21 protein-coding genes are annotated in these 26841 nt (G+C 67.0%); 8 read left to right on the top strand and 13 right to left on the bottom strand.

The annotated features are described in order from the left end of the window. Positions 1–44: 44 nt before the first annotated feature. The 4 genes from rsmG (at position 45) to ACFYQ5_RS00490 (ending at position 4171) form a co-directional block, all read left to right on the top strand. Complete coding sequence (gene rsmG / locus ACFYQ5_RS00505; protein WP_351275220.1) at positions 45–761, top strand: 16S rRNA (guanine(527)-N(7))-methyltransferase RsmG; 717 nt, start codon at positions 45–47, stop codon at positions 759–761. Between the two features lie 294 nt (positions 762–1055). Then, entirely contained in the window at positions 1056–2150 is a 1095-nt protein-coding gene (locus ACFYQ5_RS00500; protein WP_389191917.1) for a ParA family protein, read from the top strand. Then, positions 2147–3247, top strand: a complete 1101-nt coding sequence (locus tag ACFYQ5_RS00495; RefSeq protein WP_389190969.1) for a ParB/RepB/Spo0J family partition protein — start codon at positions 2147–2149, stop codon at positions 3245–3247. Before ACFYQ5_RS00500 ends, ACFYQ5_RS00495 begins: the two co-directional genes overlap by 4 nt. 306 nt (positions 3248–3553) lie before the next feature. Further along, positions 3554–4171, top strand: coding sequence for a GNAT family N-acetyltransferase (locus ACFYQ5_RS00490; RefSeq protein WP_389190967.1), 618 nt, complete (start codon positions 3554–3556; stop codon positions 4169–4171). 81 nt (positions 4172–4252) lie between these two features. On the opposite strand, the gene trxA is transcribed toward ACFYQ5_RS00490, so the two are convergent. From trxA to ACFYQ5_RS00455, 7 genes are all read right to left on the bottom strand, one after another. Further along, complete coding sequence (gene trxA, locus ACFYQ5_RS00485; RefSeq protein ID WP_389190965.1) at positions 4253–4588, bottom strand: thioredoxin; 336 nt, start codon at positions 4586–4588, stop codon at positions 4253–4255. A 46-nt stretch (positions 4589–4634) separates the two neighbouring features. Next, complete coding sequence (gene trxB / locus ACFYQ5_RS00480) at positions 4635–5606, bottom strand: thioredoxin-disulfide reductase (protein WP_389190963.1); 972 nt, start codon at positions 5604–5606, stop codon at positions 4635–4637. Between the two features lie 126 nt (positions 5607–5732). Beyond that, on the bottom strand, positions 5733–6659 hold the full coding sequence (locus ACFYQ5_RS00475; RefSeq protein WP_389190961.1) for an anti-sigma factor family protein: 927 nt from the start codon (positions 6657–6659) through the stop codon (positions 5733–5735). Beyond that, positions 6656–7360 (bottom strand): RNA polymerase sigma factor SigM, encoded by a 705-nt coding sequence (gene sigM, locus ACFYQ5_RS00470; protein WP_389190959.1) that lies wholly within the window; start codon positions 7358–7360, stop codon positions 6656–6658. The genes ACFYQ5_RS00475 and sigM overlap by 4 nt, the downstream gene beginning before the upstream one ends. Positions 7361–7385: 25 nt before the next feature. After that, positions 7386–9086, bottom strand: coding sequence for a serine/threonine protein kinase (locus ACFYQ5_RS00465; RefSeq protein ID WP_389190957.1), 1701 nt, complete (start codon positions 9084–9086; stop codon positions 7386–7388). 129 nt (positions 9087–9215) lie between these two features. Continuing rightward, positions 9216–11375 carry a murein biosynthesis integral membrane protein MurJ gene (gene murJ, locus ACFYQ5_RS00460; protein WP_389190955.1) on the bottom strand — a complete coding sequence of 720 codons (2160 nt, stop codon included), beginning with the start codon at positions 11373–11375 and terminating at the stop codon, positions 9216–9218. Positions 11376–11424: 49 nt separating this feature from the next. Next, positions 11425–13722 (bottom strand): DUF6049 family protein, encoded by a 2298-nt coding sequence (locus tag ACFYQ5_RS00455; RefSeq protein WP_389190953.1) that lies wholly within the window; start codon positions 13720–13722, stop codon positions 11425–11427. Positions 13723–13902: 180 nt separating this feature from the next. Here ACFYQ5_RS00455 and ACFYQ5_RS00450 point away from each other — a divergent pair, with 180 nt between their 5' ends. Next, positions 13903–15345, top strand: a complete 1443-nt coding sequence (locus tag ACFYQ5_RS00450) for a CCA tRNA nucleotidyltransferase (protein ID WP_389190951.1) — start codon at positions 13903–13905, stop codon at positions 15343–15345. Positions 15346–15474: 129 nt separating this feature from the next. Here ACFYQ5_RS00450 and ACFYQ5_RS00445 read toward each other — a convergent pair whose 3' ends face one another. The 3 genes from ACFYQ5_RS00445 to ACFYQ5_RS00435 form a co-directional block, all read right to left on the bottom strand. After that, complete coding sequence (locus ACFYQ5_RS00445; RefSeq protein WP_389190949.1) at positions 15475–16764, bottom strand: MFS transporter; 1290 nt, start codon at positions 16762–16764, stop codon at positions 15475–15477. A gap of 93 nt (positions 16765–16857) precedes the next feature. After that, a complete protein-coding gene (locus ACFYQ5_RS00440; protein ID WP_389190948.1) occupies positions 16858–17940 on the bottom strand; it encodes an inositol-3-phosphate synthase in 1083 nt (360 codons plus the stop codon). Positions 17941–18002: 62 nt separating this feature from the next. Next, positions 18003–18704, bottom strand: a complete 702-nt coding sequence (locus tag ACFYQ5_RS00435) for a helix-turn-helix transcriptional regulator (RefSeq protein WP_389190946.1) — start codon at positions 18702–18704, stop codon at positions 18003–18005. Positions 18705–19090: 386 nt separating this feature from the next. Between ACFYQ5_RS00435 and ACFYQ5_RS00430 the strand changes: the two genes are divergently transcribed. After that, the gene (locus ACFYQ5_RS00430; protein WP_389190944.1) at positions 19091–21781 is read left to right on the top strand and encodes a transglycosylase domain-containing protein; all 2691 of its coding nucleotides are present in this window, start codon (positions 19091–19093) and stop codon (positions 21779–21781) included. A 168-nt stretch (positions 21782–21949) separates the two neighbouring features. After that, positions 21950–23455 carry a glycosyltransferase family 87 protein gene (locus ACFYQ5_RS00425; RefSeq protein ID WP_389190942.1) on the top strand — a complete coding sequence of 502 codons (1506 nt, stop codon included), beginning with the start codon at positions 21950–21952 and terminating at the stop codon, positions 23453–23455. A 13-nt stretch (positions 23456–23468) separates the two neighbouring features. Here ACFYQ5_RS00425 and ACFYQ5_RS00420 read toward each other — a convergent pair whose 3' ends face one another. The 3 genes from ACFYQ5_RS00420 to ACFYQ5_RS00410 form a co-directional block, all read right to left on the bottom strand. Beyond that, positions 23469–24500 (bottom strand): alanine racemase, encoded by a 1032-nt coding sequence (locus tag ACFYQ5_RS00420; RefSeq protein WP_389190940.1) that lies wholly within the window; start codon positions 24498–24500, stop codon positions 23469–23471. Between the two features lie 77 nt (positions 24501–24577). Further along, positions 24578–25696, bottom strand: coding sequence for a lipid II:glycine glycyltransferase FemX (locus tag ACFYQ5_RS00415; protein ID WP_389190938.1), 1119 nt, complete (start codon positions 25694–25696; stop codon positions 24578–24580). A 196-nt stretch (positions 25697–25892) separates the two neighbouring features. Beyond that, complete coding sequence (locus ACFYQ5_RS00410) at positions 25893–26249, bottom strand: hypothetical protein (RefSeq protein ID WP_389190936.1); 357 nt, start codon at positions 26247–26249, stop codon at positions 25893–25895. Between the two features lie 286 nt (positions 26250–26535). Here ACFYQ5_RS00410 and rpsF point away from each other — a divergent pair, with 286 nt between their 5' ends. Beyond that, positions 26536–26826, top strand: coding sequence for a 30S ribosomal protein S6 (rpsF, locus tag ACFYQ5_RS00405; protein ID WP_006604399.1), 291 nt, complete (start codon positions 26536–26538; stop codon positions 26824–26826). Positions 26827–26841 lie beyond the last annotated feature (15 nt).

Here is a 26841-nt window from a genome sequence, read left to right as displayed (position 1 = left end):
GCCTGATAGTCAGCGTGCTAGTGCGGTACGGAAGGACGGTCCCCGTGACGGAGGAAGCAGAGCTCCCTCAGGCGCCCAAGGAGGCGCAGGCGGTATTCGGTGAGTTCTTTCCAGAGGCTGTCAGGTACGCGGAGCTGCTCGCGGACGCGGGCGTCAAGCGAGGACTGATCGGTCCCCGCGAGGTGCCCCGCCTGTGGGAGCGCCACCTGCTGAACTGTGCGGTGCTCTCTGAGGTGGTTCCCGCAGGTGTCACAGTGTGCGATGTGGGCTCGGGGGCCGGCCTTCCCGGCATCCCGTTGGCACTGGTACGCCCCGACCTGAAGATCACGCTGCTCGAGCCGCTGCTGCGCCGAACGAACTTCCTTCAGGAGGTCGTCGAGCTTCTCGGGCTGGATCATGTGACGGTCGTCCGCGGCCGGGCCGAAGAGGTGCTGGGGACGCTACAGCCCGTTCACGTGGTGACGGCCAGGGCCGTGGCCCCGCTGGACCGGCTGGCCGGATGGGGAGTGCCTCTGCTCCGCCCGTACGGAGAGATGCTCGCGCTCAAGGGAGGCACGGCCGAGGAGGAGATCCAGGGAGCTCGTGCCGCCCTGAGCAAGCTGGGAGTGGTGGAGACCGAGGTACTCCACGTCGGTGAAGGCCTGGTCGATCCTGCGTCCACAGTGGTGCGCGTGGTGGTCGGGGAGAGTCCGGGCGGTGTGAGGTTCGCCGCAAAGCGAGCCAAGGCTGCCAGGGTGGGCCGGACGCGACGGCGCCGATGAGTGAGGGGTGGGCCCGCCACCCTTTATTCATTTTCATGCACGTGAGGGTTCTTTGTGCTGATGCTCCATGCAAGCAGCGATATGCGCCGCCTGCGGAGTGTCGGGACCCTGCCGCTGTACTGCAGGGGCATCGTGTTTCACGTGAAACGTCGCTCTCTGCTGCAGGGAATCATCGGCCGCGGTCGTGCGGCTGCCGCGCCGCGCGACCGCAAGCCCGCACGGGCTACCGAGTTGTCCACAGAACCGGATTCATCCACAGAACAGTCGGCCTCGCTGGTTCGTGACCCCGAAAGCATGGCAGGCTCTGTTCATTGCGAGCCTGAAGTCGAGGAGAGTGAATCCTTGCGGTCCGACGCCAACATCGCGGGACCGATGACCGATCCGGTCCCCGGTCCCCGTACCGAGTCCCTGGGGGAAGGTGTTTCACGTGAAACACCGCCACCGATGGACGACACACCTATTGGTCGTGCCGCTCAGCTGGCGGTCGAGGCCCTCGGCCGCGCCGGTGAGGGGCTCCCACGACCCGACCGGACGCGCGTCATGGTCGTGGCCAACCAGAAAGGCGGCGTGGGCAAGACGACCTCGACGGTCAACCTTGCCGCCTCGCTTGCACTGCACGGTGCGCGTGTCCTGGTGGTGGACCTCGACCCGCAGGGAAATGCCTCCACGGCTCTGGGGATCGACCATCACGCGGAAGTCCCCTCCATCTACGACGTCCTGGTGGAGGGCATGCCACTCTCCGAGGTGGTCCAGCCGGTGCCGGACGTCGAAGGTCTCTTCTGTGCGCCGGCGACCATCGATCTCGCCGGTGCGGAGATCGAGCTGGTGTCGTTGGTCGCGAGGGAGAGCCGACTGCAGCGGGCGATCCAGGCGTATGACCAGCCACTGGACTACATCCTCATCGACTGCCCGCCCTCGCTCGGTCTGCTGACGGTCAATGCCCTCGTGGCTGGAGCAGAGGTGCTCATTCCGATCCAGTGCGAGTACTACGCACTGGAGGGCCTCGGTCAGCTGCTTCGCAACGTCGACCTGGTCCGGGGGCACCTGAACCCTGACCTTCACGTTTCGACGATCCTGCTCACCATGTACGACGGCCGAACCAGGCTTGCTTCACAGGTGGCGGAGGAGGTGCGCAGCCACTTCGGCAAGGAGGTGCTGCGCACCAGCATCCCGCGCTCCGTGCGCATCTCGGAGGCCCCGAGCTACGGGCAGACCGTCTTGACGTACGATCCGGGCTCCAGCGGGTCCCTGTCCTACCTCGAGGCGGCCCGTGAGATCGCGCTGAGAGGCGTCGGAGTGCATTACGAGGCCCAGCACGCTCCGGCGGGCGAGCCTGCCCACACGGGCGTACAGAACAATCAGCAGAGCCATTCGGAGGGCATGCAGTGAGCGAGCGTCGTAGAGGGCTGGGACGTGGGCTCGGTGCTCTGATTCCCGCAGCTCCGCAGGAGAAGCAGATCGCGGGCTCAGCATCCGGTACGCAGGCGGTGGGTGCGCCCCCCGTCATGACGGCCGAGCGTGGGGTGGCGGCTGCGAAATTGACCGCGCTCCCCTCCGGAGCGGTGGTACCGGAGCCGAGTTCGCCAGTCGGGGACCTGGAACCCGCCACCGGACAGACCGATGCCGCCGGGGCGTACTTCGCTGAGATCCCCCTCGCATGGATCACGCCCAACCCCAGGCAGCCTCGCGAGGTTTTCGACGAGGACGCTCTGGCAGAGCTGGTCACCTCCATCAAGGAGGTCGGTCTCCTCCAGCCCGTCGTCGTGCGCAAGGTTGCCGAGGACCGCTTCGAGCTCATCATGGGTGAGCGCCGTTGGAGGGCATGCGGCGAAGCCGGTCTGGAGCGCATCCCGGCCATCGTTCGTGCGACCGATGACGAGAAGCTGCTCCTCGACGCACTCCTGGAGAACCTGCACCGGGCTCAGCTGAATCCCTTGGAGGAGGCGGCGGCGTACGACCAGCTGCTGAAGGACTTCAAGTGCACTCATGATCAGCTGGCCGACCGGATCGGCCGGTCCCGTCCCCAGGTGTCGAACACGCTGCGTCTGCTGCGGCTGTCTCCGCCGGTGCAGCGCAGGGTCGCGGCGGGGGTCATCTCGGCCGGTCATGCGAGGGCCCTGCTGTCTGTGGACGACTCCGAGGAACAGGATCGGCTGGCTCACCGCATCGTGGCCGAAGGGCTGTCGGTGCGTGCGGTCGAGGAGATCGTGAATCTTCTCGGATCCGAGCCCACGAGTTCCGCCAAGCCTCGTGGGCCCAGGGCCGGCGGCAGGGTCGCACCAGCTCTGACTGATCTTGCCTCGCGCCTTTCCGACCGGTTCGAGACGCGAGTAAAGGTCGATCTCGGGCAGAAGAAGGGAAAGATCGTCGTCGAGTTCGCCTCGATGGAGGATCTGGACCGCATTCTCGGCAGCCTTGCTCCTGGGGAGGGACGCGTGCTGGAACAGAGCATCGAGGAAGAGCAGGCTGAGGCCGACGAGGCCTGACACTGCTGGACGGCAAGGGGCGGGTCGAGTTCCGGGAAGTTCTCCGAAACTCGGCCCGCCCTTTGCCGTCTCTCGGTGTCCCCATCACCTCTGGGTGGATACGATGCGATCTGGTATGGCGTATCCACCACCGTGATCCACCGCAGAGGAGGCGGGGGCCGTGCGATCAGTGAATCGCAGCCACCTGGTATCAGTCGGGTTGGGGCTTGGTGCTGTCGGGGGGTTCGTCGGCAGCCTGTTCCGAGAACGGAGTGCGCTGGCAGCCGCACGCGATGCGGCGGGCGAAGGAAGTGAGGAACCGCCTACATGGGGCGTCGGCTCGTACCGCTCACACTGGACAACCTTCCGGATCTCCCCAGACGTTGCCGCTCGTGTGTCTTCTGGGAACTTGACCCGGTCAGCGGGGAAGCTGCGATAAAGGCGGGCAGGCCCGAACTTGAGAAGGAAGCCTGGATCTCCGCCGTGCTACTGGAGTGGGGCTCCTGCGGGCGGGTCGTCTACGTGGACGATGTCGCCGCCGGCTTCGTTCTCTATGCACCACCTGCGTACGTTCCCCGGGCCATGGCCTTCCCCACCAGTCCCGTATCCCCCGATGCCGTGCAGTTGATGACCTCGTTGATTGTGCCGGGTTTCCAGGGGCAGGGGTTGGGCCGTGTGATGGTGCAGACAGTCGCCAAGGACCTGCTTCGACGCGGCGTCAGGGCGATCGAGGCTTTCGGCGACGCGCGGTGGAAGGAGCCGGCCTGTGTCCTGCCGGCGGATCACTTGCTCGCGGTCGGCTTCAAGACGGTGCGCCCTCACCCCATGTATCCGCGGCTGAGGCTTGAGCTGCGCACGACGCTCTCCTGGAAGGAAGATGTCGAGCTGGCATTGGACCGGCTGCTGGGTGCAGTGCAGAAGGAGCCGGCGCTGCGGCCTCTCTGACTCCTGCGGATGATGGCTGCGGAGCATGAAAAACGGGCCCATCCCGAAGGATGGGCCCGTTTCACGTGAAACAGTCAGTCGCTACTTCTGCCCGATGAAGTTCTCGAGGTCGCGAAGAATGGCGGCCTTCGGCTTGGCGCCGACGATGGTCTTGGCAACCTCGCCGCCCTGGTACACGTTGAGCGTCGGGATCGACATCACGCCGTACTTCGCCGCCGTGGCCGGGTTCTCGTCGATGTTGAGCTTGACGATCTCGATCTCGTCGCCGTGCTCAGCCGCGATGGCCTCCAGCGAAGGCGCGATCTGGCGGCACGGGCCGCACCAGGCAGCCCAGAAGTCCACCAGTACGGGCTTCTCGTTCTTCAGGACGTCCTCATCGAAGGAGTCGTCGGTCACGTTCTTCAGGGCGCCGGCCACGGCGGCCTCCTTAACTATGCAGGGGTGTGGGGTTCAGGGGGAGCAGTCAGACTGCCGGGGTCTTCTCCGGCTCGGCGAGCTGCTGGTCGGAGAGCGCGGCCAGGAATCGCTCTGCGTCGAGAGCTGCCGAGCAACCGGTCCCGGCGGCCGTGATGGCCTGTCGGTAGGTGTGGTCGACGACGTCGCCGGCGCCGAAGACACCCTTCAGGTTGGTGCGCGTCGAGGGGGCCTCGACCTTGAGGTAGCCCTCGTCATCCAGGTCGAGCTGGCCCTTGAAGAGCTCGGTGCGGGGGTCGTGGCCGACAGCGATGAACAGGCCGGTCACGGGAAGCTCGGAGGTCTCGCCCGTCTTGGTGTTGCGCAGGGTGAGACTGGAGAGCTTCTGATCGCCGTGGACCGTGGCGACCTCGCTGTCCCATGCGAACTTGATCTTCGGGTCGGCGAAGGCACGCTCCTGCATCGCCTTTGAGGCTCGCAGGGAGTCGCGGCGGTGAACGATGGTGACGGACTTGGCGAACCGGGAGAGGAAGGTCGCCTCCTCCATGGCGGTGTCGCCGCCACCGATCACGGCGATGTCCTGGTCCTTGAAGAAGAAGCCGTCGCAGGTGGCACACCAGGAGACACCACGTCCGGAGAGCGCGTCCTCGTTCGGCAGGCCCAGCTTGCGGTGCTGGGATCCCGTGGTGACGATGACAGCCTTGGCGCGGTGGACCGTGCCCGCGGTGTCCGTAACGGTCTTGATCTCTCCGGAGAGGTCGACGGAGATCACGTCGTCGGGGATGAGCTCTGCACCGAAGCGCTCCGCCTGGGCGCGCATGTTGTCCATGAGCTCGGGGCCCATGATTCCGTCCTGGAAGCCCGGGAAGTTCTCCACGTCGGTGGTGTTCATCAACGCACCACCGGCGGTGACGGCACCCTCGAACACCAGCGGCTTCAGCGACGCACGAGCGGTGTACAGGGCGGCGGTGTAACCAGCCGGCCCGGAGCCGATGATGATCACATTACGGACGTCGCTCACGGGTTCTTCCTCGTCTCTGCGGACTGCCTGCTACCTACTGGGGTCGGTTCCACGACTCTCACCCCACCCAACGGATCCTAAGGGGCATGCATTCCCGATATGCCGGTCCGGCTCCCGGCAAGGCCCTCAGGGGCGTGTGTAGGAGTCGGTGAGCAGGAGTTGTCCCTTTGCCACAGGCGTGGAATCCACGCAGGCCGCGTCGACGACATAGGCCTGGACACGACCGGAATCGGTCGCGTGGGGCAGCACGACCAAGAAAGCGGCTGTTCCTTCATAGGTGCCCTCCTCCACAGCCAAGGCGGGCGCGTTCCGGCCGATTCCCTGCGTGACGCAGGGGGGAACATCCACGATCGGGGTGCGGAGGGGAGTGTGAGGGGACACTCCGTCGGGAGACGGTTCCCCGGGGGACGACTTGGTGTCCACCGAGGGTTTGCCCGAGTCGTAGCCTGGAGTCTCGGAAGCCTTTGTCTCACTCAAGAGCGTATGGACGCGGCCTTCGAGCGTGCCGTGCGAAAAGTCCCCTTGGCTCTTCTTCGCAGCACTGACCCCACGGTCGGCCATCGAGCCAGCCGAGTCCTGGGACGGCTGGAGAGACTGGAGCAGGAAAACGCTCATGCCTACGGCCGCCGCCCCGAAGGCGGTGCCGAGGATCACCGTGCGGCGCCGACGGCGGGACGGACTCCGACCGGGGCCGGTGGCACCGCGTGGACGGCCGGCTGGCCTGGGCGAGCCCGCGCTATCCGCCGGCAGATCATATGTTTCACGTGAAACAGGAATTGCCGAGTCTGGCAGCCTGGCGGCAGACACGGCCTCCGACGCCAGCGCCGCATCGATTCGGGCAGCGACGTCTTCAGGCATGGGGTCGCTCAGCGGCACTGCCGTACCCAGCAGCGAGCGGACCTCTTCCAGGGAGGCGTAGACGTCGTCGCAGTCTTCACAAGCGTCGATGTGGCGGCGGAGTACTGCCTCGCGGGATGGGGCGAGGAGGCCTTCGGTGAGGTCCGAGATCTCCGAGACGTCCGGGTGCTGAGTCGTGTCGGCTGTGGATGTCATACGAGCCCACCTCCACCCTTCACCGTTGCAGTGTCGCTGTCGCCTAGGTCTCTCGGTCCTGACGCCGGTGGGACGGATGGCTCCGGCGTCCGGTTCCTTTCCATGGAGCTGTCCTTGCTGTCCCCTCTGTTGTTGCGTAGATGAGTCAGCAAGGGGAGCAGTCTGGCCCGGCCTCGCGCGCAGCGGCTCTTCACGGTGCCGGTCGGCACGTCGAGGATGCGCGCCGCTTCGGCAACGGGGTAGGCCTGCATATCCACGAGGACGAGAGCGGCGCGCTGTTCGGCGGGCAAAGTGGCCAGTGCGGCCAGGAGCTCGCGGTGCAGATCCTGCCGTTCAGCGGGAGCCTCAGCGGATTCGTGCGGTTCCATGAGCTGATCGAGCCGATCGGTGTCGTCGACCGGCGCGGTCTTGCGTGAGGCCGCCTTGCGGGCGCGGTCAAGGCAGGCATTGACGGTGATCCTGTGCAGCCACGTGGTGACGGCGGACTGGCCTCGGAAAGTGTGGGCAGCGCGGAAGGCGGAGACAAGGGCGTCCTGCACAGCGTCTGCCGCCTCCTCGCGGTCTCCGAGGGTACGCAGGGCCACAGCCCAAAGCCGGTCACGGTGCCGCCGCACGAGCTCACCGAACGCGTCCGGGTCACCTGCGACGTGTTGGGACAGGAGGTCCTGGTCGTTGATGTCAGCAAATCTGGCGTTGTCCAACGGTGAGCCCCCTCCCCTGGTGCTGTCAGCTCGTGATCTTGATGTCCGAGATCTTGCCCCTGTAGTTACCGTCGTCGCTCAGAGGCAGCTTGGTCAGCCAGACCAGAACGTACCGCGCCTGGACCGGCTTGTCGGGCTTGAGGGACACCTTTGTTCCGGATCCCTTCGCGACCTCGGTGAAACCGTCCGGCAGAGCAGGAACGGATGACGCCTTGGTCGTCCTCAGTTCTGCGGAGGTACTGCCACCGAGGAAGGACACCTCGACGTTGCCGACCTGCTGGACTTCGCCGAGGTCGAGAACGACTCCGACGCCTTCCTTGAGCCGTCCGAAGTCGGCGCTGTAGTAGCCGTCCGTGTTCCAGTAGGAGCTCGAGTCCCCGTCGTAGATGTTCTTTATCGAGGCGGGCTTCTCGGAGCCGTCCATGCCGAGCGGGTCGTAATCCTGAGCCCCTGCGACAGCGACGGGCTTGTCGGATTCGACGGCGTTGTTGTCGTCGCCCCCGTTATCGGCGGTCTGTGTCGGGGTCGGCTCCCCGGAGTCGTTGCCCCGGTTGATGACGGTCTCCGCCAGCTGCCAGCTGCCGAGGCCCAGCGCCGCGATGAGCAGCGCGGACACGGCCCACTTGAGGGCCCTCCCCGTGCGGCTCTGGAGCGGGGGCGGAGGCACAGGGATGACAGGCTGGGTGACAGAGCTGGGGCGCGCCGACGGGCGTCCGTACGTGCCCTGCTGATAGGTCGTGCGCTGGTACTCCGGCGGCGCGGTGAACGCGGGCTCCGGGGGGAGGACGCGCGGCATGGCTGCGACGGCCTTCGCCAGTTCATCCGGGGTGGTGCACGGCTGTTCCTGCCGTGACGCGGTGGCTCCGTCATTGGCAAGCGCGCGCATGGCGAGTTCGGACAGCCCGCGGTGGACGCCGGCCCGCACCTGGTCCGGGGGAATCAGGCCCAGGTCCTTGGGCAGCCCGGACAGTCCGTAGGCGTCGCTTTCGTAGGGCCAGCGCCGGGTCAGGGCGGCATAGAGGAGTGCGCCGATGGCCTCGGTGTCCGTGCGTAGGGGCTTGTCGGCGGTGATGCCGCGCAGCGCGGCGTTCACTGCCAGACCGCGGATCCGGTACTGGCCGGTCGAGGTGCGGAGTACGGCGCCGGGTGTCAGGCGCAGATGTGCGAGCCCTTCGCGGTGTGCGGCGGACATGGCCTGCGAGATCTGGCTCACGAGCTGGTAGGCGTCGTGAGCTTCCAGAGGGCCGCCAGCCAGCAGAGCCGTGAGCTCGGTGGCATCGGGGAGCCATTCGTGGACGACGTAGACGAGGTCGCCCTCCTCCACGGCGTCCAGGACCTGGACGAAGCGCGGGTCACCGAGCAGCGCGGAGGAGCGGGCCGCGGCCAGCACCGAGCGGGCGCGCGGGTGATCGGCGGTCAGTAGATGCACACCCACCGCGCGCCGCAGTTTTTCGTCGACAGCGCGCCAGCTGCTGAATCCGTCCAGCCGGGTGACGCACTCCTCGAGGCGGTAGCGCCGGGCCAGCTTGTGACCGCTGTGCAGGTCGGGTGACGCCGGTACGGCGTCCGAGCCGTCATCCCGGCTCGCCTCGTCGTGCGGGCTTGCGCCCCCTGCGTCCTGGGTATGTGCCGTTCCGTCGGTCGTGGCCGCGTCCGCCTTGGCGGTCAGCGGCTCGTCGCCGCTGTTGTCGGCCACGTCGACAGCAGCCGTGCTACGTTCCGCCACCGTCGTTCCTGCCTCCCCATCCGTTGCGCGATGCCAGCCAGCTCTGCACAGTCACGCCAATTGTGCCCACACTCCGGCGCTATGCACGACACGCGGTGTCCAGCGATGGTTGTGCGGCTCGCAGCGCATTCAGCGGCCGAGCCGTCCCCGGACCATGCCGACCATGCCGTTGAGCTCCTCGATTCGCATCTTCTTCGCAGCGACGAAGAAGATGCCCAGCAGGACGACGCTGCCACAGACCAGTGCCACCACCGAACCGCCGGCACCGTCGCCGAGGGCCGTCAGGAGAGCGAAGCCCACGCCGCCGCCGACCACTGCCGCGGGGACCGCGGCCAGGCAGAGTCGGGCGTAGGTACGCACCACACGGGCGCCGTCGAGATCGCCGCCGAGCCGGTTGCTCAGCCGGCGCCAGGCGATGCCGACGCCGACCGCGTAGGCCAGCCCGTAGGAGGCCGCCATACCCACGACTGCCCACTGGGCCGGAAGAATCACGTAGCAGAGGGCGGAGGCCGCGGCATTGACCGCCGCGACGATGACCGTGTTGTAGAAGGGGGTGCGGGTGTCCTCGTACGCATAGAAGCCGCGCAGCACGACGTACTGCACGGAGTACGGGATGAGGCCGAGGCCGAACGCCATCAGGATGAAGCCCATGGACCGTGCGGCCTCGGTGCCGCTGGAGGCGTAGAGCAGGGTGCACATCGGCAGACCGAGGGCGAGGAACGTGAAGGCGACCGGAACGATGGCCACGGCCGAGTTGCGCAGCCCCTGCGAGATGTCGTCGCGGACGGCCCCGGGGTCGTTGTCGTGGGCGGCGCGTGAGATGCGGGGCAGCAGGGCGGCCATGACCGAGACGGTGATGATGGCCTGCGGCATGCCCCAGATCAGCTGGGCATTGGAGTAGGCGAGGAAGCCTGAGCCGTCCTTGTCCGCGAGCTTTCCCGCGGAGGTCGCCAGCTGGGTGACGACCAGCACGCCCGCCTGGTTGGCCAGGACGAACAGGACCGTCCACTTGGCGAGCTTGATGGTCTTGCCGAGTCCGTGGCCCTTCCAGTCGAAGCGGGGCCGGAACCGGAAACCCGCCTCGCGGAGATACGGGATCATGGCCAGGGACTGGACCACCAGGCCGAGCAGGGTGCCGATGCCCAGGAGCCGGACACCCTCCGGCGGGATCGTCTCCACGCCCATCCGGGATTCGGCCGAGGTGCCGTAGACCCAGATGAACAGGCCGAAGGTGAAGATCATGACAATGTTGTTGAGGACCGGGGTCCACATCATCGCCCCGAATTTTCCACGGGCGTTGAGGATCTGACCCATCACCACATGGACGCCCATGAAGAAGATCGTCGGCAGGCAGTAACGGGCGAAGGTGACCGCCACCGTGTCCGCCGCCGGATCGTTCGCGATCGTGCGCGACATGAGGTGCACCAGCTGTGGTGCTGCGAACACGGCGATCACGACGATCAGGCCGAGCGCGACCATGACGAGCGTCAGCAGTCGGTTGGCGTACGCCTCACCCCCGTCCTCGTCGTCCTTCATGGACCGGACGAGCTGGGGGACGAAGACCGAGTTCAGCCCACCGCCCACGGTGAGGATGTAGATCATCGTCGGCAGGGTGTACGCGATGGTGAAGCTGTCACCGAGCATCGCCGCGCCCAGCGCCGCGGTGATCACGAGGCTGCGGACGAAGCCCGTGAGCCGGGACACCATGGTGCCCGCCGCCATCAGCGCACTGGACTTCAGTATCCCGGCGGCCCTGCCGCCGGACTTCGGCGGAACGGGTGCCGGAGCCGCTTCGGGCTCGGCAGGAGGACCGGGAGGCCGGCCTGACCCTTCCTGGTCACGGAAGAGGTGAGCGAAGGCGTCCTGCTCCCCACGGCCGTCGGAAGCCTGCGTGACCAAGTCGTCCACGCCTACGTACTGAGTGGTCGCGGCGTTGTCGCCGTAAGGAAGATGCCGGGAGGGGCCTGCGGGCTCCGGTGGCGGCGTCTGGGCCCAGATACGGGGGTCGGGTGCGTACTGGGCCGCGGGAGGCTGCTGGTAGAGGGCCGGGGGCTCCTGATAGGTGCCCGGGGGCGGGGGCGGATGCGAGGCGCGGTCGTAGAGTGCCTCGGCCACCGGATCCTGCGCGGCGAGGTCCTGGGAACGGTACGGATCGTGCTCGTACGCGTGCTGCAGGTAGGGGTCGGGTGTCTCCCCGCCCTGACCGGCGCCCGGTGGCACCGGCGGACCGCTGGAAGGACCAGCTCCGCCCGCGCCCTGGCCGCGGTCACCGTCGTACGGCGCGTTCATCGAAACCCCACCTTATTGTCCCCGGCCGAGAGGCCACGACAGACATCGCTCAACGGTCCACTTTCTCACCCGGGCCTGAAGGGTTACCGCTTTCCGGACCGGTGTCCGGTGCAGGGTCACTCGGCTGCTCGGGTTCGCCGTCGCCGTTCTCCGCCGCGCTGCCGGCGACGGTGCGCTTGCGGTGGGTGTACATCCTGATGCCCGCCAGGACCAGCAGCAGCAGTCCGCCGGCGATCACCAGAAGCACTGTCGGTGTGACTTCCGAGACCTTCACCGTGAAGGTCATCGCTTCGCCGTACGGAGCGCCGTCCTCGGTGAACAGCCGGGCAGTGACCTGTGCCTGTCCGTTGGCATTGGCCGAGGCGTCGAATTTCACGGACTGGCTGTGTCCGCCCGCGATCTCGACAGGCTGTTCGGCTACCGCACCGCCGTCGTTGAGCTTGAGCCGGGCGGCGTTGCCCGACGTCAGACGGAGTACGAGGTGATCCACATCCTGAACCAGTTTGTTCTGCACGGTCACCGGAATCGTGGCGCTGCGCCCGGACAGGGTCACATCCGACTTCGAGATCAGCTTGACCTCATTGGTGAGGCCCTGCAGATAGGTGCGGACCGCGTCACGGTACCGCTGGGCCTCCAGTGGCTTTCCGCGCCATGACGCCGACACGGAGCGGTTGATCGCGTTTCCGAAGGGTGTGACCACCCGGTCCGGCTGCGTGAGGATGACCTGGAAACTGTTGAGCGAGTCCTGTGTCGTCCTGATGTCCTGGAACGCCTGGGTGGGCAGCTCCTGGCTTCGCAGCTTCTTCGGGTACTGGGAGGCCCCGGGCACCTTGGTGGTGGCCCGCGCGTCGGGCTTCTGGTCGGCTGCCGCCGTCAGGCCGAGCGGCTGTGTCCAGTGTTCGGTTGTCAGGGCCTGCAGGGCGCGCGCCATGGTCTGTGCCTGGGCGGCGGTGGGAGTCCGCTGCGGGGCGACGACGATGCTGCGCTCGTTGTCGGGGGTCTGCTCCGTCAATGTCAGCGTCTGTGCCAGGAATTTCTGGACGGCGAGTGTCGAGGCGCCGGCCTTGGCCATGTCACCGGTGAACGCGGTGGAAAGCCGGTGGTCGGCGACGACGGCGGTGGTGCCACCGCCGATCGGCCTGGCCGAGGTCGGTGTGTAGGGCAGCCCGCTGGTTTCCTTGAGGCTGTCGCTGCGGGCGATCACCTTGTGCGCGCCGGCCGAGGTGGCCACGTCGACGACCGAGGGATCGATCGCACCCTCCACCGGCCAGGCGAAGTCGGTGGACGGCTTCACGTGAAGGACGGTTTCCACCGTCGTGCCCGCGACCTCGGTCGCCGTCTGCAGATGGCTGAGGGCACCCGAGACGTTCTTGCCGCGGTGAGCGATGGACGCGAGATCGGGGTCGGCGAACGGCAGGGCCACCACCTTCCCGTCCTTCACGGCCGCCTGCAGATCCGTGAGCCATTTCTTGGCGATGGCCTGGTTCTTCCCCGCGACCGTGGTGCCACCGACTTTGACGCGGTAGTTCTTCGTCATGGCGTCGACAGAGGCCAGCAGGTCCGGATCGATCACCCATGTCACGGGGAGCTGCCGCCCCAGTGAAACCAGCTGTTCCAGGCGGCCGCCCGGAGCGAGCTCAAGAGCCAGGTCGTCATCGGCGAATACAGGAGTCTGCTGTTCGTCGGAGCCTGTCTCGGCGGTGACGTGTGCCGATGCGATCAGCGGCCAGAGGAAGGTGAGCTTGGTCTTGCTCTTGGTGTCCTCCGGCTGCCACGGCAGGAAGGTCCGCTGGATACCGAGCACCTGGTCGTAGGGGTAGTCGGTGGTCCGGCCGGTCAGGGATACCCCGAGCTGGTAGACGCCCTCGGCGTCCAGTTCCAGCTTGTCCACCGGAACGGAGAGGGTGAAGTCCTGGCTGACCCCGGACGCGAGCTCGGGAACCTTCAGCGTGTACGCGCCGCCGAGCTTGGCCGGGTCACTGCCTGACAGGTATCCGGTGCGCTTGGAGGCCTCGTCGACAGCACCTCTGCCGGACAACTGCGGCCCGACACGCAGGTCGACCTCGGCGTCCGTGACCGCCTTCTTGCCCTTGTTGGTCAGGGTGCCGGAGACGGTGAGCGTGTCGCCTTCGACCGGTGCGCTGGGAGCGAGCGTGTCCAGGGACACGTCGACGGTGCGTGAGCCGGTGGGGACCTTGGTCGCTTCCTGGGCCAGGGCCGAGGGCGTTGCGGGACCGGCGAGGAGGCCGGCGATCAGCGGTGCCCCGACGATCAAGGAGGCTGTGCGCCGGAGCCACCGGCGGGCAGGGGAGGGATTCATCCCCTGAAAGTCTGCCGCCTCGGCCACGCGTATCCGTCCCTCGTCGTCGTCAGCTGGTGCCGGCTCTGCCGGTCTCTGCGTCCCCGCATGGTAACGATGTGCCGGACGCCTGAGTGCCGGGGACCGTGCCACATGATCGGGAGAGTCTCGCAGGGCGGCAAGAAACGATGACGCCCGGGCCGGTCGGTGCACGTACCCTTTTCTGTTGTGCCGAACGCCAACGAAGACAGCCCCCGTGCACTGAGTCAGGTGCAGCACCGCGCAGTCAGTGAACTGCTGCGGGTGTCCCCCGTCGCCGATGACCTCGCTCTCCGATTTCAGGAGGCCGGCTTCGGCCTTGCCCTGGTGGGTGGGTCGGTCCGTGATGCGTTGCTCGGCAGGCTCGGAAACGACCTGGACTTCACGACCGACGCCCGCCCGGAGGACGTGCTCAAGATCGTCCGGCCCTGGGCCGACTCGGTCTGGGAGGTCGGAATCGCGTTCGGCACCGTCGGCTCGCAGAAGGACGGCTACCAGATCGAGGTCACGACCTACCGGTCGGAGGCGTACGACAGAACCTCGCGCAAGCCTGAGGTCTCCTACGGTGACTCGATCGAGGAAGACCTCGTACGACGTGACTTCACGGTCAACGCCATGGCCGTCGCCCTGCCGCAGAAGGAATTCATCGACCCGCACGGCGGCCTCGATGACCTGGCGCAGCGTGTACTGCGCACCCCGGGCACGCCCGAGGCGTCCTTCTCCGACGATCCGCTGCGCATGCTGCGTGCCGCACGTTTTGCGGCGCAGCTGGACTTCGAGGTGGCCCCCGACGTGGTGAAGGCCATGACGGACATGGCGGGACGCATCGAGATCGTCTCGGCCGAGCGAGTTCGGGAGGAGCTCAACAAACTGCTGCTCTCCGGTCACCCCCGCAAGGGACTGGGGCTTCTCGTGGACACGGGCCTGGCCGACCGGGTGCTGCCCGAGCTCCCCGCGCTGCGTCTGGAAAGTGACGAGCATCACCGTCACAAGGATGTCTATGAGCACTCCCTGACGGTCCTGGAGCAGGCCATCGATCTGGAGGAGGGCGGTGCGGACCTCGTGCTGCGTCTCGCGGCCCTGCTCCATGACGTCGGGAAGCCGAGGACGCGGCGCTTCGAGAAGGACGGCCGTGTCTCCTTCCACCATCACGAAGTGGTGGGAGCCAAGATGGCCAAGAAGCGGATGACCGAGCTCAAGTACTCCAACGACATGGTCAAGGACGTCTCGAAGCTGGTGGAACTGCATCTGCGCTTCCACGGCTACGGCGACGGAGAATGGACCGACTCCGCGGTACGCAGGTATGTGCGGGATGCGGGACCGTTGTTGAGCCGGCTGCACAAGCTGACACGCTCCGACTGCACGACGCGGAACAAGCGCAAGGCGAACGCCTTGTCGCGCACCTACGACGGGCTCGAGGAGCGCATCGCGCAACTGCAGGAGCAGGAGGAGCTGGAGGCGATCCGGCCCGACCTGGACGGCAACGAGATCATGCGGGTCCTGGGTGTGGAGCCCGGGCCTGTGATCGGCAAGGCTTACTCGTTCCTGCTGGAGCTACGTCTCGAGAACGGCCCGATGGAGTACGACGCCGCGGTCGCGGCGCTCAAGGAGTGGTGGGCCGCGCAGGGCTGAGGTTGTCTGCCGGCTCGGCGAACAGGGGGCCGAGGGGCCCGTCGTGTTTCACGTGAAACACGACGGTGCGCCGGGAAGTGATCCACGGCTGGCCGATGAGGGGCGTTGTTTCACGTGAAACAACGCCCCTCATTCCTTGATGTGGGTGTGCCGGAGCGCGATGCTCACACGCCGTCGGCGAAGCATGGCCACCGAGGCAATGGCGTAGAGGGCTGCCACGGTGAGCACCACGACGACGGAGCGCCCGTCAGGGGGAAGCGCGAGGGCTGACATTCCCGCGGCGGCGACGAAGGCGACGTTGAACAGCACGTCATAGAGCGAGAAGACCCGGCCGCGGTAGGCGTCGTCCACGGAGGTCTGTACCTCGGTGTCCGTCGCGATCTTTGCTCCCTGGGTCACGAGCCCGAGAACGAAGGCCGCCGCCAGCATCGGGGTGAGGGCGAACGGGAGCCCCAGCGCCGGTTCCAATAGGGCCGCGGCTCCGGCGCAGCCGGCCAGCCAGCCGTACCGTCCGAAGCGTCCGACTGCCCATGGGGACAACAGGGCCGCCACGAAGTAGCCGGCAGCGGAAGCGCCGAGTGCGAGGCCGAGAAGGGCCAGGCCGTCTGCCTCGTTGTCGGACCAGGCGTAGCGGCACAGCATCAGCACCATCACGGTCAGCGCTCCGTAGCAGAAGCGCATCACGGTCATGGCGACCAGCGCGTGAGCCGCGTCCCTCCGCTCGGCCAGATGGCGCAGTCCTGCGACGAGCCCCTGCGCGGTAGTGGTGAGGGCCTTTCGGAGCGGCACATGGTGCAGGGCCTGATCCGGCCCGAGGAGGGTGCGGGGCAAGGCCAGAGAGACCAGCGCCGAGAGGAGGTAGAGGGCCGCGCCCAACAGGACCACGGCGGCGTCGGATCCTTCCGTCAGCAGCCGGACGGCCAGGGCAAGGCCTCCGCCCGCAGTGGCGGCCAGCGTGCCGGCCGTCGGGGAGAGGGAGTTGGCAAGGACGAGCCGTTCGGTGTCGACGACGCGAGGGAGGGCTGCCGACAGTCCCGCCAGCACGAAACGGTTGACGGCGGTGACGCAGAGGGCGGAGGCGTAGAACAGCCAGTCCGGAACGGAGCTCAGGAGCAACACGGCCGTGCTGCAGGCCAGAGCGGCGCGCAGCAGGTTCCCGTACAGGAAGACCTGGCGTCGGGGCCAGCGGTCGAGCAGGACCCCGGCGAACGGGCCGATCAATGAGTATGGGAGCAGCAGCACAGCCATGGCGGACGCGATGGCACCCGGCGTTGTCTGCTTCTCCGGTGAGAAGACGACGTAGGTGGCGAGCGCGACCTGGTAGACGCCATCGGCCGACTGGGAGAGAAGCCGTACAGCGAGCAGGCGACGGAAGTTCCGAAGGCGCAGGAGTACGCCTAGATCACGCACGACAGGCATGTGCGCAAGGGTCACACATGTGGGGGGTCTCCGGGCGGATTGCCCGAGGACCCCCCACATGGAGATGCGTCACTGAAACAGTGACCGGCGGGATCAGCGCTCGACGTCGCCGTTGATGAACTTCTCGACGTTCTCGCGGGCCTCGTCGTCGAAGTACTGGACCGGCGGGGACTTCATGAAGTACGAGGAAGCCGAGAGGATGGGGCCGCCGATGCCACGGTCCTTGGCGATCTTCGCGGCGCGCACGGCGTCGATGATGACACCGGCGGAGTTCGGAGAGTCCCAGACCTCGAGCTTGTACTCCAGGTTCAGCGGAACGTCACCGAATGCACGGCCCTCGAGACGCACGTACGCCCACTTGCGGTCGTCCAGCCAGGCCACGTAGTCCGACGGGCCGATGTGGACGTTGTCCGCACCGAGCTCGCGGTCGCGGATCTGCGAGGTGACGGCCTGCGTCTTCGAGATCTTCTTGGACTCCAGGCGCTCACGCTCGAGCATGTTCTTGAAGTCCATGTTGCCGCCGACGTTCAGCTGCATCGTGCGGTCAAGGATGACGCCCCGGTCCTCGAAGAGCTTCGCCATCACACGGTGCGTGATGGTGGCGCCGACCTGGGACTTGATGTCGTCGCCGACGATCGGGACACCGGCCTCGGTGAACTTGTCCGCCCACTCCTTGGTGCCGGCGATGAACACCGGGAGGGCGTTGACGAAAGCGACCTTGGCGTCGATGGCGCACTGCGCGTAGAACTTCGCAGCAACCTCGGAACCCACGGGCAGGTAGCAGACGAGTACGTCGACCTGCTTGTCCTTGAGGATCTGGACGATGTCGACCGGGGTGTCGGCGGACTCCTCGATCGTCTCGCGGTAGTACTTGCCCAGACCGTCGTGGGTGTGGCCGCGCTGAACGGTCACGCCGGTGTTCGGCACGTCGGCGATCTTGATGGTGTTGTTCTCGCTGGCGCCGATGGCGTCCGCGAGGTCGAGGCCGACCTTCTTCGCGTCGACGTCGAAGGCGGCGACGAACTCGACGTCGCTCACGTGGTACTCGCCGAACTGAACGTGCATCAGGCCGGGCACCTTGCCGGCCGGATCGGCGTCCTTGTAGTACTCGACGCCCTGCACCAGCGAGGCGGCGCAGTTGCCCACGCCGACGATGGCTACGCGAACCGAACCCATGCCGATTGCTCCCTGTGTGTTCTCGGTGTTCCCCGATGACGCCTTGCGGATCTGCGGGGATGTCACTTGGTGTCGTCGGACGGATCCGGCCGGTTGTCGTCCCGGTGCCGGGGCAGGCCGCCCGCTTCTCCTGATGAGTCGTGCTGATTGGAGCTCTCGGGCGAGGACCGTCGCTGATCCCGTCCCGACCGCTCGCTCTCGATGAGCTCGTTCAGCCAGCGCACTTCGCGCTCCACGGATTCCATGCCGTGTCGCTGCAGCTCAAGCGTGTAGTCGTCGAGTCGTTCACGGGTGCGGGCGAGTGAGGCGCGCATCTTTTCGAGGCGCTCCTCCAGCCTGCTGCGGCGTCCTTCGAGCACGCGCATCCGTACCTCGCGCTCCGTCTGACCGAAGAAGGCGAAACGAGCCGCGAAGTGCTCGTCCTCCCAGGAGTCCGGTCCGGTGTGCGAGAGCAGTTCCTCGAAGTGCTCCTTACCTTCTGCCGTCAACCGGTAGACGATCTTGGCGCGACGCCCGCCCAGCGAGGACGTGGGAGCGACCCCAAGACCTGCTGCGGGTGGCGAGGCCGGAACACTGCCCGGTTCCTCGATCAACCAGCCGTTGGCGACCAGCGTCTTGAGGCAGGGGTAGAGGGTGCCGTAGCTGAAGGCGCGGAAGATTCCCAGCGACGTGTTGAGGCGCTTGCGCAGCTCATAGCCGTGCATGGGGGACTCGCGGAGCAGGCCGAGCACGGCAAATTCGAGGATGCCGGAGCGTCTGCTCACCTTCGCCTCCCCCTCCGCCTGGTGCTTCCGCAGGCTGCTGAGCCCACCTTATGCCGTGCTGATGTATCGACTCGATACATCAGCACGATAGATCGACTCGTGATGTTCGACAAGAGGACGGTTCGTGAGCGGCGTCACATCCCCGATTCATAGCGAGTGACTTGCGTAATTTGGGGTGAAGTTCGGTCCCCAGAGGTTTTTGGCCGTGCGTAGTCTGTGCGGCATGCAGACCACCGGGAACCGTGAGGCGCCGTCGAGCGTCAGTAATCGCGGACTGCCGGATGTACTGCGGGTGAGCCTTCCGCAGGGCTTGTCCGCAATTCGGGGGGACCGGATCTCAACTGCCGCTTCCAGGCGCTCTCGCCTGCCCGAGGAGTAGTCGTTCGATGAGCGAGCACCGTCGCAAAACGCCGCAACCGCAAGGTGGCGGGCGTGCAGCGGCCAGACGAGCCGCCCAACAGCCTGCTGGACGCCGTACCGATGCGTCACGCAGGGTAACTTCGTCATCACCTTCCGGTGCGCACGGGGAGGAGCCTGCCTACGGCAGCCGTGCCGAGGCCCGTCGCGCCGCCCAGCGCGGCGGAGGCAGGCGGCGGGGAGGTGGCGACAGCAACGGTCATGAAGGCCGTGGCCGGGGTCGCGCCGATTCCGGAAATAAGCGCTTCGTCGACTACCCGCGGGCCGGCAAGTACGGCTACCGCCGCTGGGTTCCGTCGTGGCGGCTGGTCTCCGGTCTGTGCCTGGGCTTCCTGGGTCTCATGATGGGTGCGGCCGGCATCGCGTACGCGCTCGTGGTGCCGCCGGAGGTCAAGGACCTCGCCACCGCCCAGAACAACGTCTACTACTGGGCCGACGACACACAGATGGTCGCCACGGGCGGTTCCGTCAACCGTCAGTCGCTCGAGTTCGCCCAGATCCCGGTAGAGATGCGGAACGCCGTCATCTCGGCCGAGAACAAATCGTTCGAGGACGACAGGGGCATCGACCCCATGGGTATCGCCCGCGCCTTCTACAACATGGCGCGGGGAGGTGACACCCAGGGCGGTTCGACCATCACTCAGCAGTACGTGAAGAACTCCATGCTGACCCAGGACCAGACCCTGAGCCGGAAGTTCAAGGAACTCTTCATCACGCTCAAGGTCGGTGAGACGGTCAAGAAGAACGACGTCATGGCGGGGTACCTCAACGTCTCCTACTACGGCCGGGGTGCTTCGGGGCTTCAGGCGGCGGCACGTGCGTACTACAACAAGGACGCCACGACGCTGGACGCGAGCGAGTGCGCCTTCCTGGCGACGCTGCTCAAGGGCGCGAGCTACTACGACCCCGCGGGTGCCCCCGAGGTCGACCCGGTGAATGCCTCCGCCAAGGAGAACACCAGGCGGGCCAAGGAGCGCTGGAGCTGGATCCTCGACGAAGAGGTGAAGGACGGCCGGATGAGCGCGGCCGAGCGCGCCAAGTACAAGACGTTCCCCATGCCGGACCCGCCGCGGAAGGACGCCAAGCTCGGTGGCCAGACCGGATACCTGGTCGACCTCGCCACGAAGTACTTCCTCGCGCACAACGAGGAAGGCGTCACCGAGAAGGAACTGGCCCAGGGCGGCTACGAGATCCACACGACCTTCGAGAAGAAGAAGGTCGCAGAGCTCGAGAAGTCGATCACGAAGGTGTACAAGGCCAAGATCGACCCGGAGAAGCGTCCCGACAAGGACACGCACGTCGAGTTCGGCGGCGCGTCGGTGGACACCAAGACGGGCGCCATCGTCGCCACGTACGGCGGTCAGGACGCGACGCAGCACTACACCAACAACGCCGACGCGACCGGTGCCCAGGTCGGTTCGACGTGGAAGCCGTTCGTGCTTGCAGCGGCGATGGAGTACGGCAAGCGCAATCCCGCGCTCGGGCCCGAGCAGAGTGAGTCGGAACGCGAGCCCGTCTCGCCGAAGAGCACCTACAACGGCGACAACGAGCTGAAGATCAACGACTACGACGGTACGGTCTGGCAGAACAAAGAAGGCAAGGAGTGGCTCCAGACCAACGACGGGGACAAGGACTACGGAGACATCAGCCTCCGTTACGCCATGCAGGAGTCCGCCAACTCCCCGTTCGTCCAGCTCGGTATGGATGTCGGCACGGACAAGGTGAAGCAGGCCGCCATGGCCGCGGGTCTGCGTGACGACAACTACATGGCGAACTCGACGGTGCCCTCGTTCTCCATCGGTACGTCCTCACCGAGTGCCATCCGGATGGCCGGTTCGTATGCCACCTTCGCCACCAGTGGACAGCAGCGGGAGCCCTTCTCGGTCACCGAGGTCAAGCACAAGGGCGAGGTCATCTATCAGCACAAGACGGTGACGAAGCCGGCGTTCCCGAGCATCATCGCGGACAACGTCACCGATGTGCTGAAGAACGTCGTCGAGAACGGAACGGGTACGCCCGCCCAGCTTCCAGGACGTGATGTGGCCGGTAAGACGGGCACCACGGACGGCAACAAGTCGGCCTGGTTCGTCGGTTACACCCCGCAGCTGTCGACGGCCGTCAGCATGTTCCGGATGGACGACGACGAGACGAAGAAGAACCGCCAGTTCCTGGAGATGTACGGGACCGGCGGTGAGAAGTCGATCCACGGTGCCTCGTTCCCCGCGCAGATCTGGCACGACTACATGGCCGAAGCCGTGAAGGGCACGAAGGTCGTGAGGTTCCCGAAGGCGGAGCCGTACGGCGAAACACTGTTCGGCGGCGGCGCGGTCAGCCCCAGCCCGACGCCGAGTCCGGCGCCGGAACCTTCGGAGTCGACCGAAGAGTCCGAGTCGCCGTCCCCCTCACCGTCGTCCCCGTCCCCCTCACCGAGTGAGTCGTCATGTGCGCCGCTCGACTGGGAGTGCAACAACGGCAACCAGAACGGTGGGACGACCGACGGCAACGACACCGGAGGGACCACGGACGGATCCACCGACGGTGGCACCGACGCCGGGACCACGGACGGCGGAACGAACACCGGGACGTCCGAGGGAACGACCGAAGGTACGACTGAGGGCGAAGAGAACGACCGCGGCGGGATCTTCGGCGGCGGCGGGTAGCACCGTCCAGGGCGGCGCGTGACGCCACCGCCGTCCGGAGGCCCCGTCCAGGGGCCCGCCCGACACGCATGACGAGGGCCGTCGGCACCTGCCAGGTGCCGACGGCCCTTTGTGTGTCCGGGACACGGGCCACGCCCGCACACAGCGCCGTACGGCAGGATGTGCGGCATGCCAAGCGCAGAAGACACGAGCGTGCACCAGGAGCCGTCCGTCGTACCGCCCACGCGACAGGACGAGATCGCCTCAGCGGGCAGTGAGCTGATCGGCGGTCCCGTGGGCCGCTGGGCACGGTACGGATCGGGGCCGCTCACACCGGTGCGTGTCATCGTGCTCGTGGCGATCGGGATGTTCGCGCTCGGCATGGTGCAGAAGATCCCCTGCTACGACTGGGCGTGGTTCCGCGGCACCAGTTCGCAGTACACGCACGCGTGCTACTCCGACATCCCGCACCTCTACGTCGGGCGCGGTTTCGCCGACGGCCTCGTGCCGTACGTCGACCGGCTCAGCGGTGACATGGCGTACCTCGAGTACCCGGTGCTGACCGGTGTCTTCATGCAGGTCGCGTCCTGGCTGACGCTGACTCCGTCCTCGGATCCCGTGCAGCAGCGGGAGCAGATGTACTGGATGGTCAACGCCGGCATGCTGATGATCTGCGCTGTGATCATCGCGGTGTGTGTGGCCCGTACACATCGCCGCCGCCCCTGGGACGGGCTCCTGGTCGCCCTCGCCCCGGCGGCCGCGCTCACCGCGACGATCAACTGGGATCTGCTGGCCGTCGCGCTGACAGCCGGGGCGATGCTCATGTGGTCCCGTGGCAGGAACCTCACCTTCGGCATCCTCATCGGTCTTGCCACCGCCGCCAAGCTCTACCCCGTGCTGGTCCTCGGGCCTCTGCTGGTGCTGTGCTGGCGCGCCGGGAAGTGGCGGGAGTACGGGGTGGCCCTCTTCGGCGCGGCGGCGGCATGGCTGCTGGTGAACCTTCCGGTGATGGCGTACGCCCCGGAGGGGTGGAAGAAGTTCTACACGTTCAGCCAGGAACGGCAGATCGACTACGGCTCGTTCTGGCTGATCATCACCCAGCGCACCGGCCGGCCCATCGACGTGAGCACGGTGAACACGGCCTCGGTGCTGCTGATGATCGTGCTGTGTGCGGGAATCGCGGGGCTGGCGCTGACAGCCCGGCACCGGCCGCGCTTCGCCCAGTTGGCGTTCCTGGTGGTGGCCGCCTTCATCCTGACCAACAAGGTCTACTCACCGCAGTACGTGCTCTGGCTGATCCCTCTGGCCGCGCTGGCCAGGCCCCGCTGGCGGGACTTCCTCGTGTGGCAGGCCTGCGAGGTCATGTACTTCCTGGGGATCTGGTTCTACCTCGCGTACACGACGAGCGGCGACAAGCACCAGGGGCTGCCGCAGGAGGGCTACCAGGTCGCGGTCGCCCTGCATCTGCTGGGAACGCTCTACCTCTGCGCCGTGATCGTCAGGGACATCCTGCGGCCGGACCGGGATCCCGTACGACGTGACGGGTCCGACGATCCTTCGGGCGGGGTGCTCGACGGGGCGCCGGACCGGGTGGCGCTCCTGCAGGTGCGCCATGATCCGGCCCGGCACGCGCCACCCGCGGTCGAAGGACCGCGGGTGGAGTGGGGTACGGCGGGCAGGGCGGCGTCCGACTGAGCGAAGGCCCGGCCTACCGGTCCACGAGGCGGTCGAACTGGGTGGTGGTGTGGCGCAGATGGGCCACCAGTTCGTCGCCGACCCTCGGCTCCTGGGCGTCCGAGGGGACGAAGAGGATCGACACCTGCATGTGCGGCGGCTCGGCGAACCAGCGCTGCTTGCCCGCCCAGACGAACGGCGACAGGTTGCGGTTGACCGTGGCCAGCCCGGCGCGTGCGACGCCCTTGGCACGCGGCATCACCCCGTGCAGGGCCTTGGGCGCCTCCAGGCCGACACCGTGGGAGGTCCCCCCGGCGACGACCACCAGCCACCCGTCGGACGCGGCCTTCTGCTGGCGGTAGCCGAAACGGTCCCCCTTGGCGACGCGCGTGACGTCGAGCACCGCGCCGCGGTACTCCGTCGCCTCGTGGTCGCCGAGCCAGAGCCGCGTGCCGATGCGTGCGCGGAAGAGGGTCTGCGGGAACTGCTGCCGCAGACGCGCCAGTTCCTCGGCCCGCAGATGGCTGACGAACATCGTGTGCAGGGGCAGCCGGGCGGCGCGCAGCCGGTCCATCCAGGCGATGACCTCCTCGACCGCGTCCGAACCGTCCGTGCGGTCGAGCGGCAGGTGCAGCGCGAAACCCTCCAGGCGTACGTCCTCGATGGCCGCGTGCAGCTGGCCGAGCTCCTCCTCCTTCACACCGTGGCGCTTCATCGAGCTCATGCACTCGATGACCACGCGCGCGCCCACCAGGGCGTGCACGCCGTCCACGGAGGAGACGGAACGGATGACGCGATCGGGCAGCGGTACCGGCTCCTCGCCCCGGCGGAAGGGCGTGAGTACCAGCAGGTCGCCGCTGAACCAGTCCTTGATGCGAGCGGCCTCGTACGTGGTCCCGACGGCCAGCGTGTCGGACCCGAAACGGATCGCCTCATCGGCCAGCCGCTCGTGGCCGAAGCCGTATCCGTTGCCCTTGCAGACGGGGACGAGACCGGGGAACTGGTCCAGCACGGACTTCTGGTGCGCCCGCCAGCGCGCGGTGTCGACGTAGAGGGAGAGCGCCATGGCCGGCCCGGAACCTTTCTGGTGGCTGCGGTGTGAGTGATCGAGGGGAAGGGCTGATGAAGAGTGGTCGGATACGGTCAGCGACGCGACATGTACATGTCGAGCGCCTTGTGCAGCAGCTTGTTGAGGGGGAAGTCCCATTCGCCGACGTACTCGACGGCTTCCCCGCCGGTGCCGACCTTGAACTGGATCAGGCCGAAGAGGTGGTCCGTCTCGTCCAGCGAGTCGCTGATGCCGCGCAGGTCGTAGACGGTCGCGCCCATCGCGTACGAGTCGCGGAGCATCCGCCACTGCATGGCGTTGGACGGACGGACCTCGCGGCCGATGTTGTCCGAGGCGCCGTAGGAGTACCAGACGTGCCCGCCGACGACGAGCATCGTGGCAGCCGACAGGTTCACGCCGTTGTGCCGGGCGAAGTACAGCCGCATGCGGTTGGGGTCCTCGGAGTTGAGGACCGACCACATGCGCTGGAAGTACGAGAGCGGGCGCGGCCGGAAGTGGTCGCGCACAGCGGTGATCTCGTACAGGCGCTGCCACTCGGCGAGGTCCTCGTAACCGCCCTGGACCACCTCGACGCCGGCCTTGTCGGCCTTCTTGATGTTGCGCCGCCAGAGCTGGTTGAAGCCCTTGAGCACGTCCTCGAGGGAACGGTTCGCCAGTGGCACCTGGAAGACGTAGCGGGGCTGTACGTCACCGAAACCGGCGCCGCCGTCCTCGCCCTGCTGCCAGCCCATCTTCCGCAGCCGGTCCGAGACCTCGAAGGCGCGCGGCTCGATGTGGCTGGCCTCGACGTCGCGCAGGCGCTTCACGTCGGGGTCCTGAATGCCTGACTTGATGGCTGCCGAGTCCCAGCGGCGGATGACCACGGGCGGTCCCATCTTCACCGAGAAGGCGCCCTGCTGCTTCAGGTGCGCGAGCATCGGCTGGAGCCAGTCGTCGAGATTCGGGGCGTACCAGTTGATGACCGGGCCCTCGGGGAGATAGGCCAGGTAGCGCTTGATCTTGGGCAGTTGGCGGTACAGCACCAGTCCGGCGCCGACCATCTCGCCGTTCTTGTCGAACCATCCCAGGTTCTCCGAACGCCATTCGGTCTTCACGTCAGCCCACGCCGGGACCTGGCAGTGACTGGCCGAGGGCAGGTTCTGGACGTACGCCAGATGCTGCTCTCGGCTGATGGTCCTCAGGGTCAGGCTCATGCGGGGCGCTCCTCGGCAGGTGTGTCCCCATCGGTCAGGGGCTCCGGCTCTCGCGCCGAAGCCTACTGTGACCGAGGGGCGCCCGGTCTGGCCCGTCCGGACCGGACCGGACGCCACCCGCGCGGGATCGCCCGGCTGTGTACTGCGTGGGGCGGCGGACCTGGTCCGCCGCGGCTTGGCCGGCCTGCTCTGCCGGTCAGGTGACTACGCCGCCGAAGAGCCCGCCGTGGGCCATGCCGAGGTAGAAACCGACGGCGGACGCGCCGATCCCGACGATCAGACCGAACCGCTCCCAGGTGGTCCTGGAGATGTACTGGCCGTATGCGCCGGTCAGGATGCCGATCAGTCCTGCCCAGGAGCTGAGCAGATGCAGGCTGTGGAACATCGCCGTCACGAACGCGAGGACGCCGAGGACCCCGGTCACCACCATCAGCGCGTCCTGCAGCGGATGCGGCTTGCCGTCCGTCGCGAAGAGGGATCCGGTGGCAGGGCGGGCCTTGGCCGTCCGGCGGGGAGCGGGCCTGCTGCCGGCAGGGCGGATTGTCTGGGCCATGGAGTACCTCCTGGCGAGAAGGGCGGTGCAATGTAGCGCCTCTCACACCGCATCTGTCTCGATTGTGCGCCCTGAACACCGGATTTCAACCGGAAGCCGGTCTGCGGGTACTCTGTACGGTCTGCACCGGTGTCTGCCTTGAGTCAGCACTGCGGCTCCCCTCGATCATCGAAGACGGGCGTTGTCAGTGGTGGCTGTTTTACTCGGAGACACTGTTGCTTACGCATCACGACCCTCCTGCCACGGAACGACCGTGGCCGCTGAGTCCAAAGGAGGTGGGTTCCACATGCGTCACTACGAGGTGATGGTCATCCTCGACCCCGATCTCGAGGAGCGAGCAGTCTCCCCGTTGATCGAGAACTTCCTCTCCGTCGTCCGTGAGGGCAACGGAAAGGTCGAGAAGGTCGACACCTGGGGCCGTCGTCGTCTCTCTTACGAGATCAAGAAGAAGCCTGAGGGCATCTACTCGGTCATCGACCTGCAGGCCGAGCCTGCGGTCGTCAAGGAGCTCGACCGACAGATGAACCTGAACGAGTCGGTCCTCCGGACCAAGGTCCTCCGTCCCGAGACCCACTGAGCATCTAGCTCAGTG

Origin of the sequence: Streptomyces sp. NPDC005794, from assembly GCF_042871445.1 — a bacterium.
Lineage (GTDB): Bacteria > Actinomycetota > Actinomycetes > Streptomycetales > Streptomycetaceae > Streptomyces.
This window is presented reverse-complemented; position numbering and strand designations above follow the sequence as displayed.

Coding starts and splice junctions, on each gene's coding strand:
- ACFYQ5_RS00415 (WP_389190938.1), bottom strand. CDS start 25,696: ATGAGCCTGACCCTGAGGACCATCAGCCGAGAGCAGCATCTGGCGTAC.
- ACFYQ5_RS00420 (WP_389190940.1), bottom strand. CDS start 24,500: ATGGCGCTCTCCCTCTACGTCGACACCGCGCGCTGGCGGGCGCACCAG.
- ACFYQ5_RS00500 (WP_389191917.1), top strand. CDS start 1,056: ATGGCAGGCTCTGTTCATTGCGAGCCTGAAGTCGAGGAGAGTGAATCC.
- ACFYQ5_RS00490 (WP_389190967.1), top strand. CDS start 3,554: ATGGGGCGTCGGCTCGTACCGCTCACACTGGACAACCTTCCGGATCTC.
- ACFYQ5_RS00440 (WP_389190948.1), bottom strand. CDS start 17,940: ATGGGTTCGGTTCGCGTAGCCATCGTCGGCGTGGGCAACTGCGCCGCC.
- murJ (WP_389190955.1), bottom strand. CDS start 11,375: ATGAACGCGCCGTACGACGGTGACCGCGGCCAGGGCGCGGGCGGAGCT.
- ACFYQ5_RS00475 (WP_389190961.1), bottom strand. CDS start 6,659: ATGACATCCACAGCCGACACGACTCAGCACCCGGACGTCTCGGAGATC.
- ACFYQ5_RS00445 (WP_389190949.1), bottom strand. CDS start 16,764: ATGCCTGTCGTGCGTGATCTAGGCGTACTCCTGCGCCTTCGGAACTTC.
- rpsF (WP_006604399.1), top strand. CDS start 26,536: ATGCGTCACTACGAGGTGATGGTCATCCTCGACCCCGATCTCGAGGAG.
- ACFYQ5_RS00410 (WP_389190936.1), bottom strand. CDS start 26,249: ATGGCCCAGACAATCCGCCCTGCCGGCAGCAGGCCCGCTCCCCGCCGG.
- ACFYQ5_RS00425 (WP_389190942.1), top strand. CDS start 21,950: ATGCCAAGCGCAGAAGACACGAGCGTGCACCAGGAGCCGTCCGTCGTA.
- ACFYQ5_RS00430 (WP_389190944.1), top strand. CDS start 19,091: ATGAGCGAGCACCGTCGCAAAACGCCGCAACCGCAAGGTGGCGGGCGT.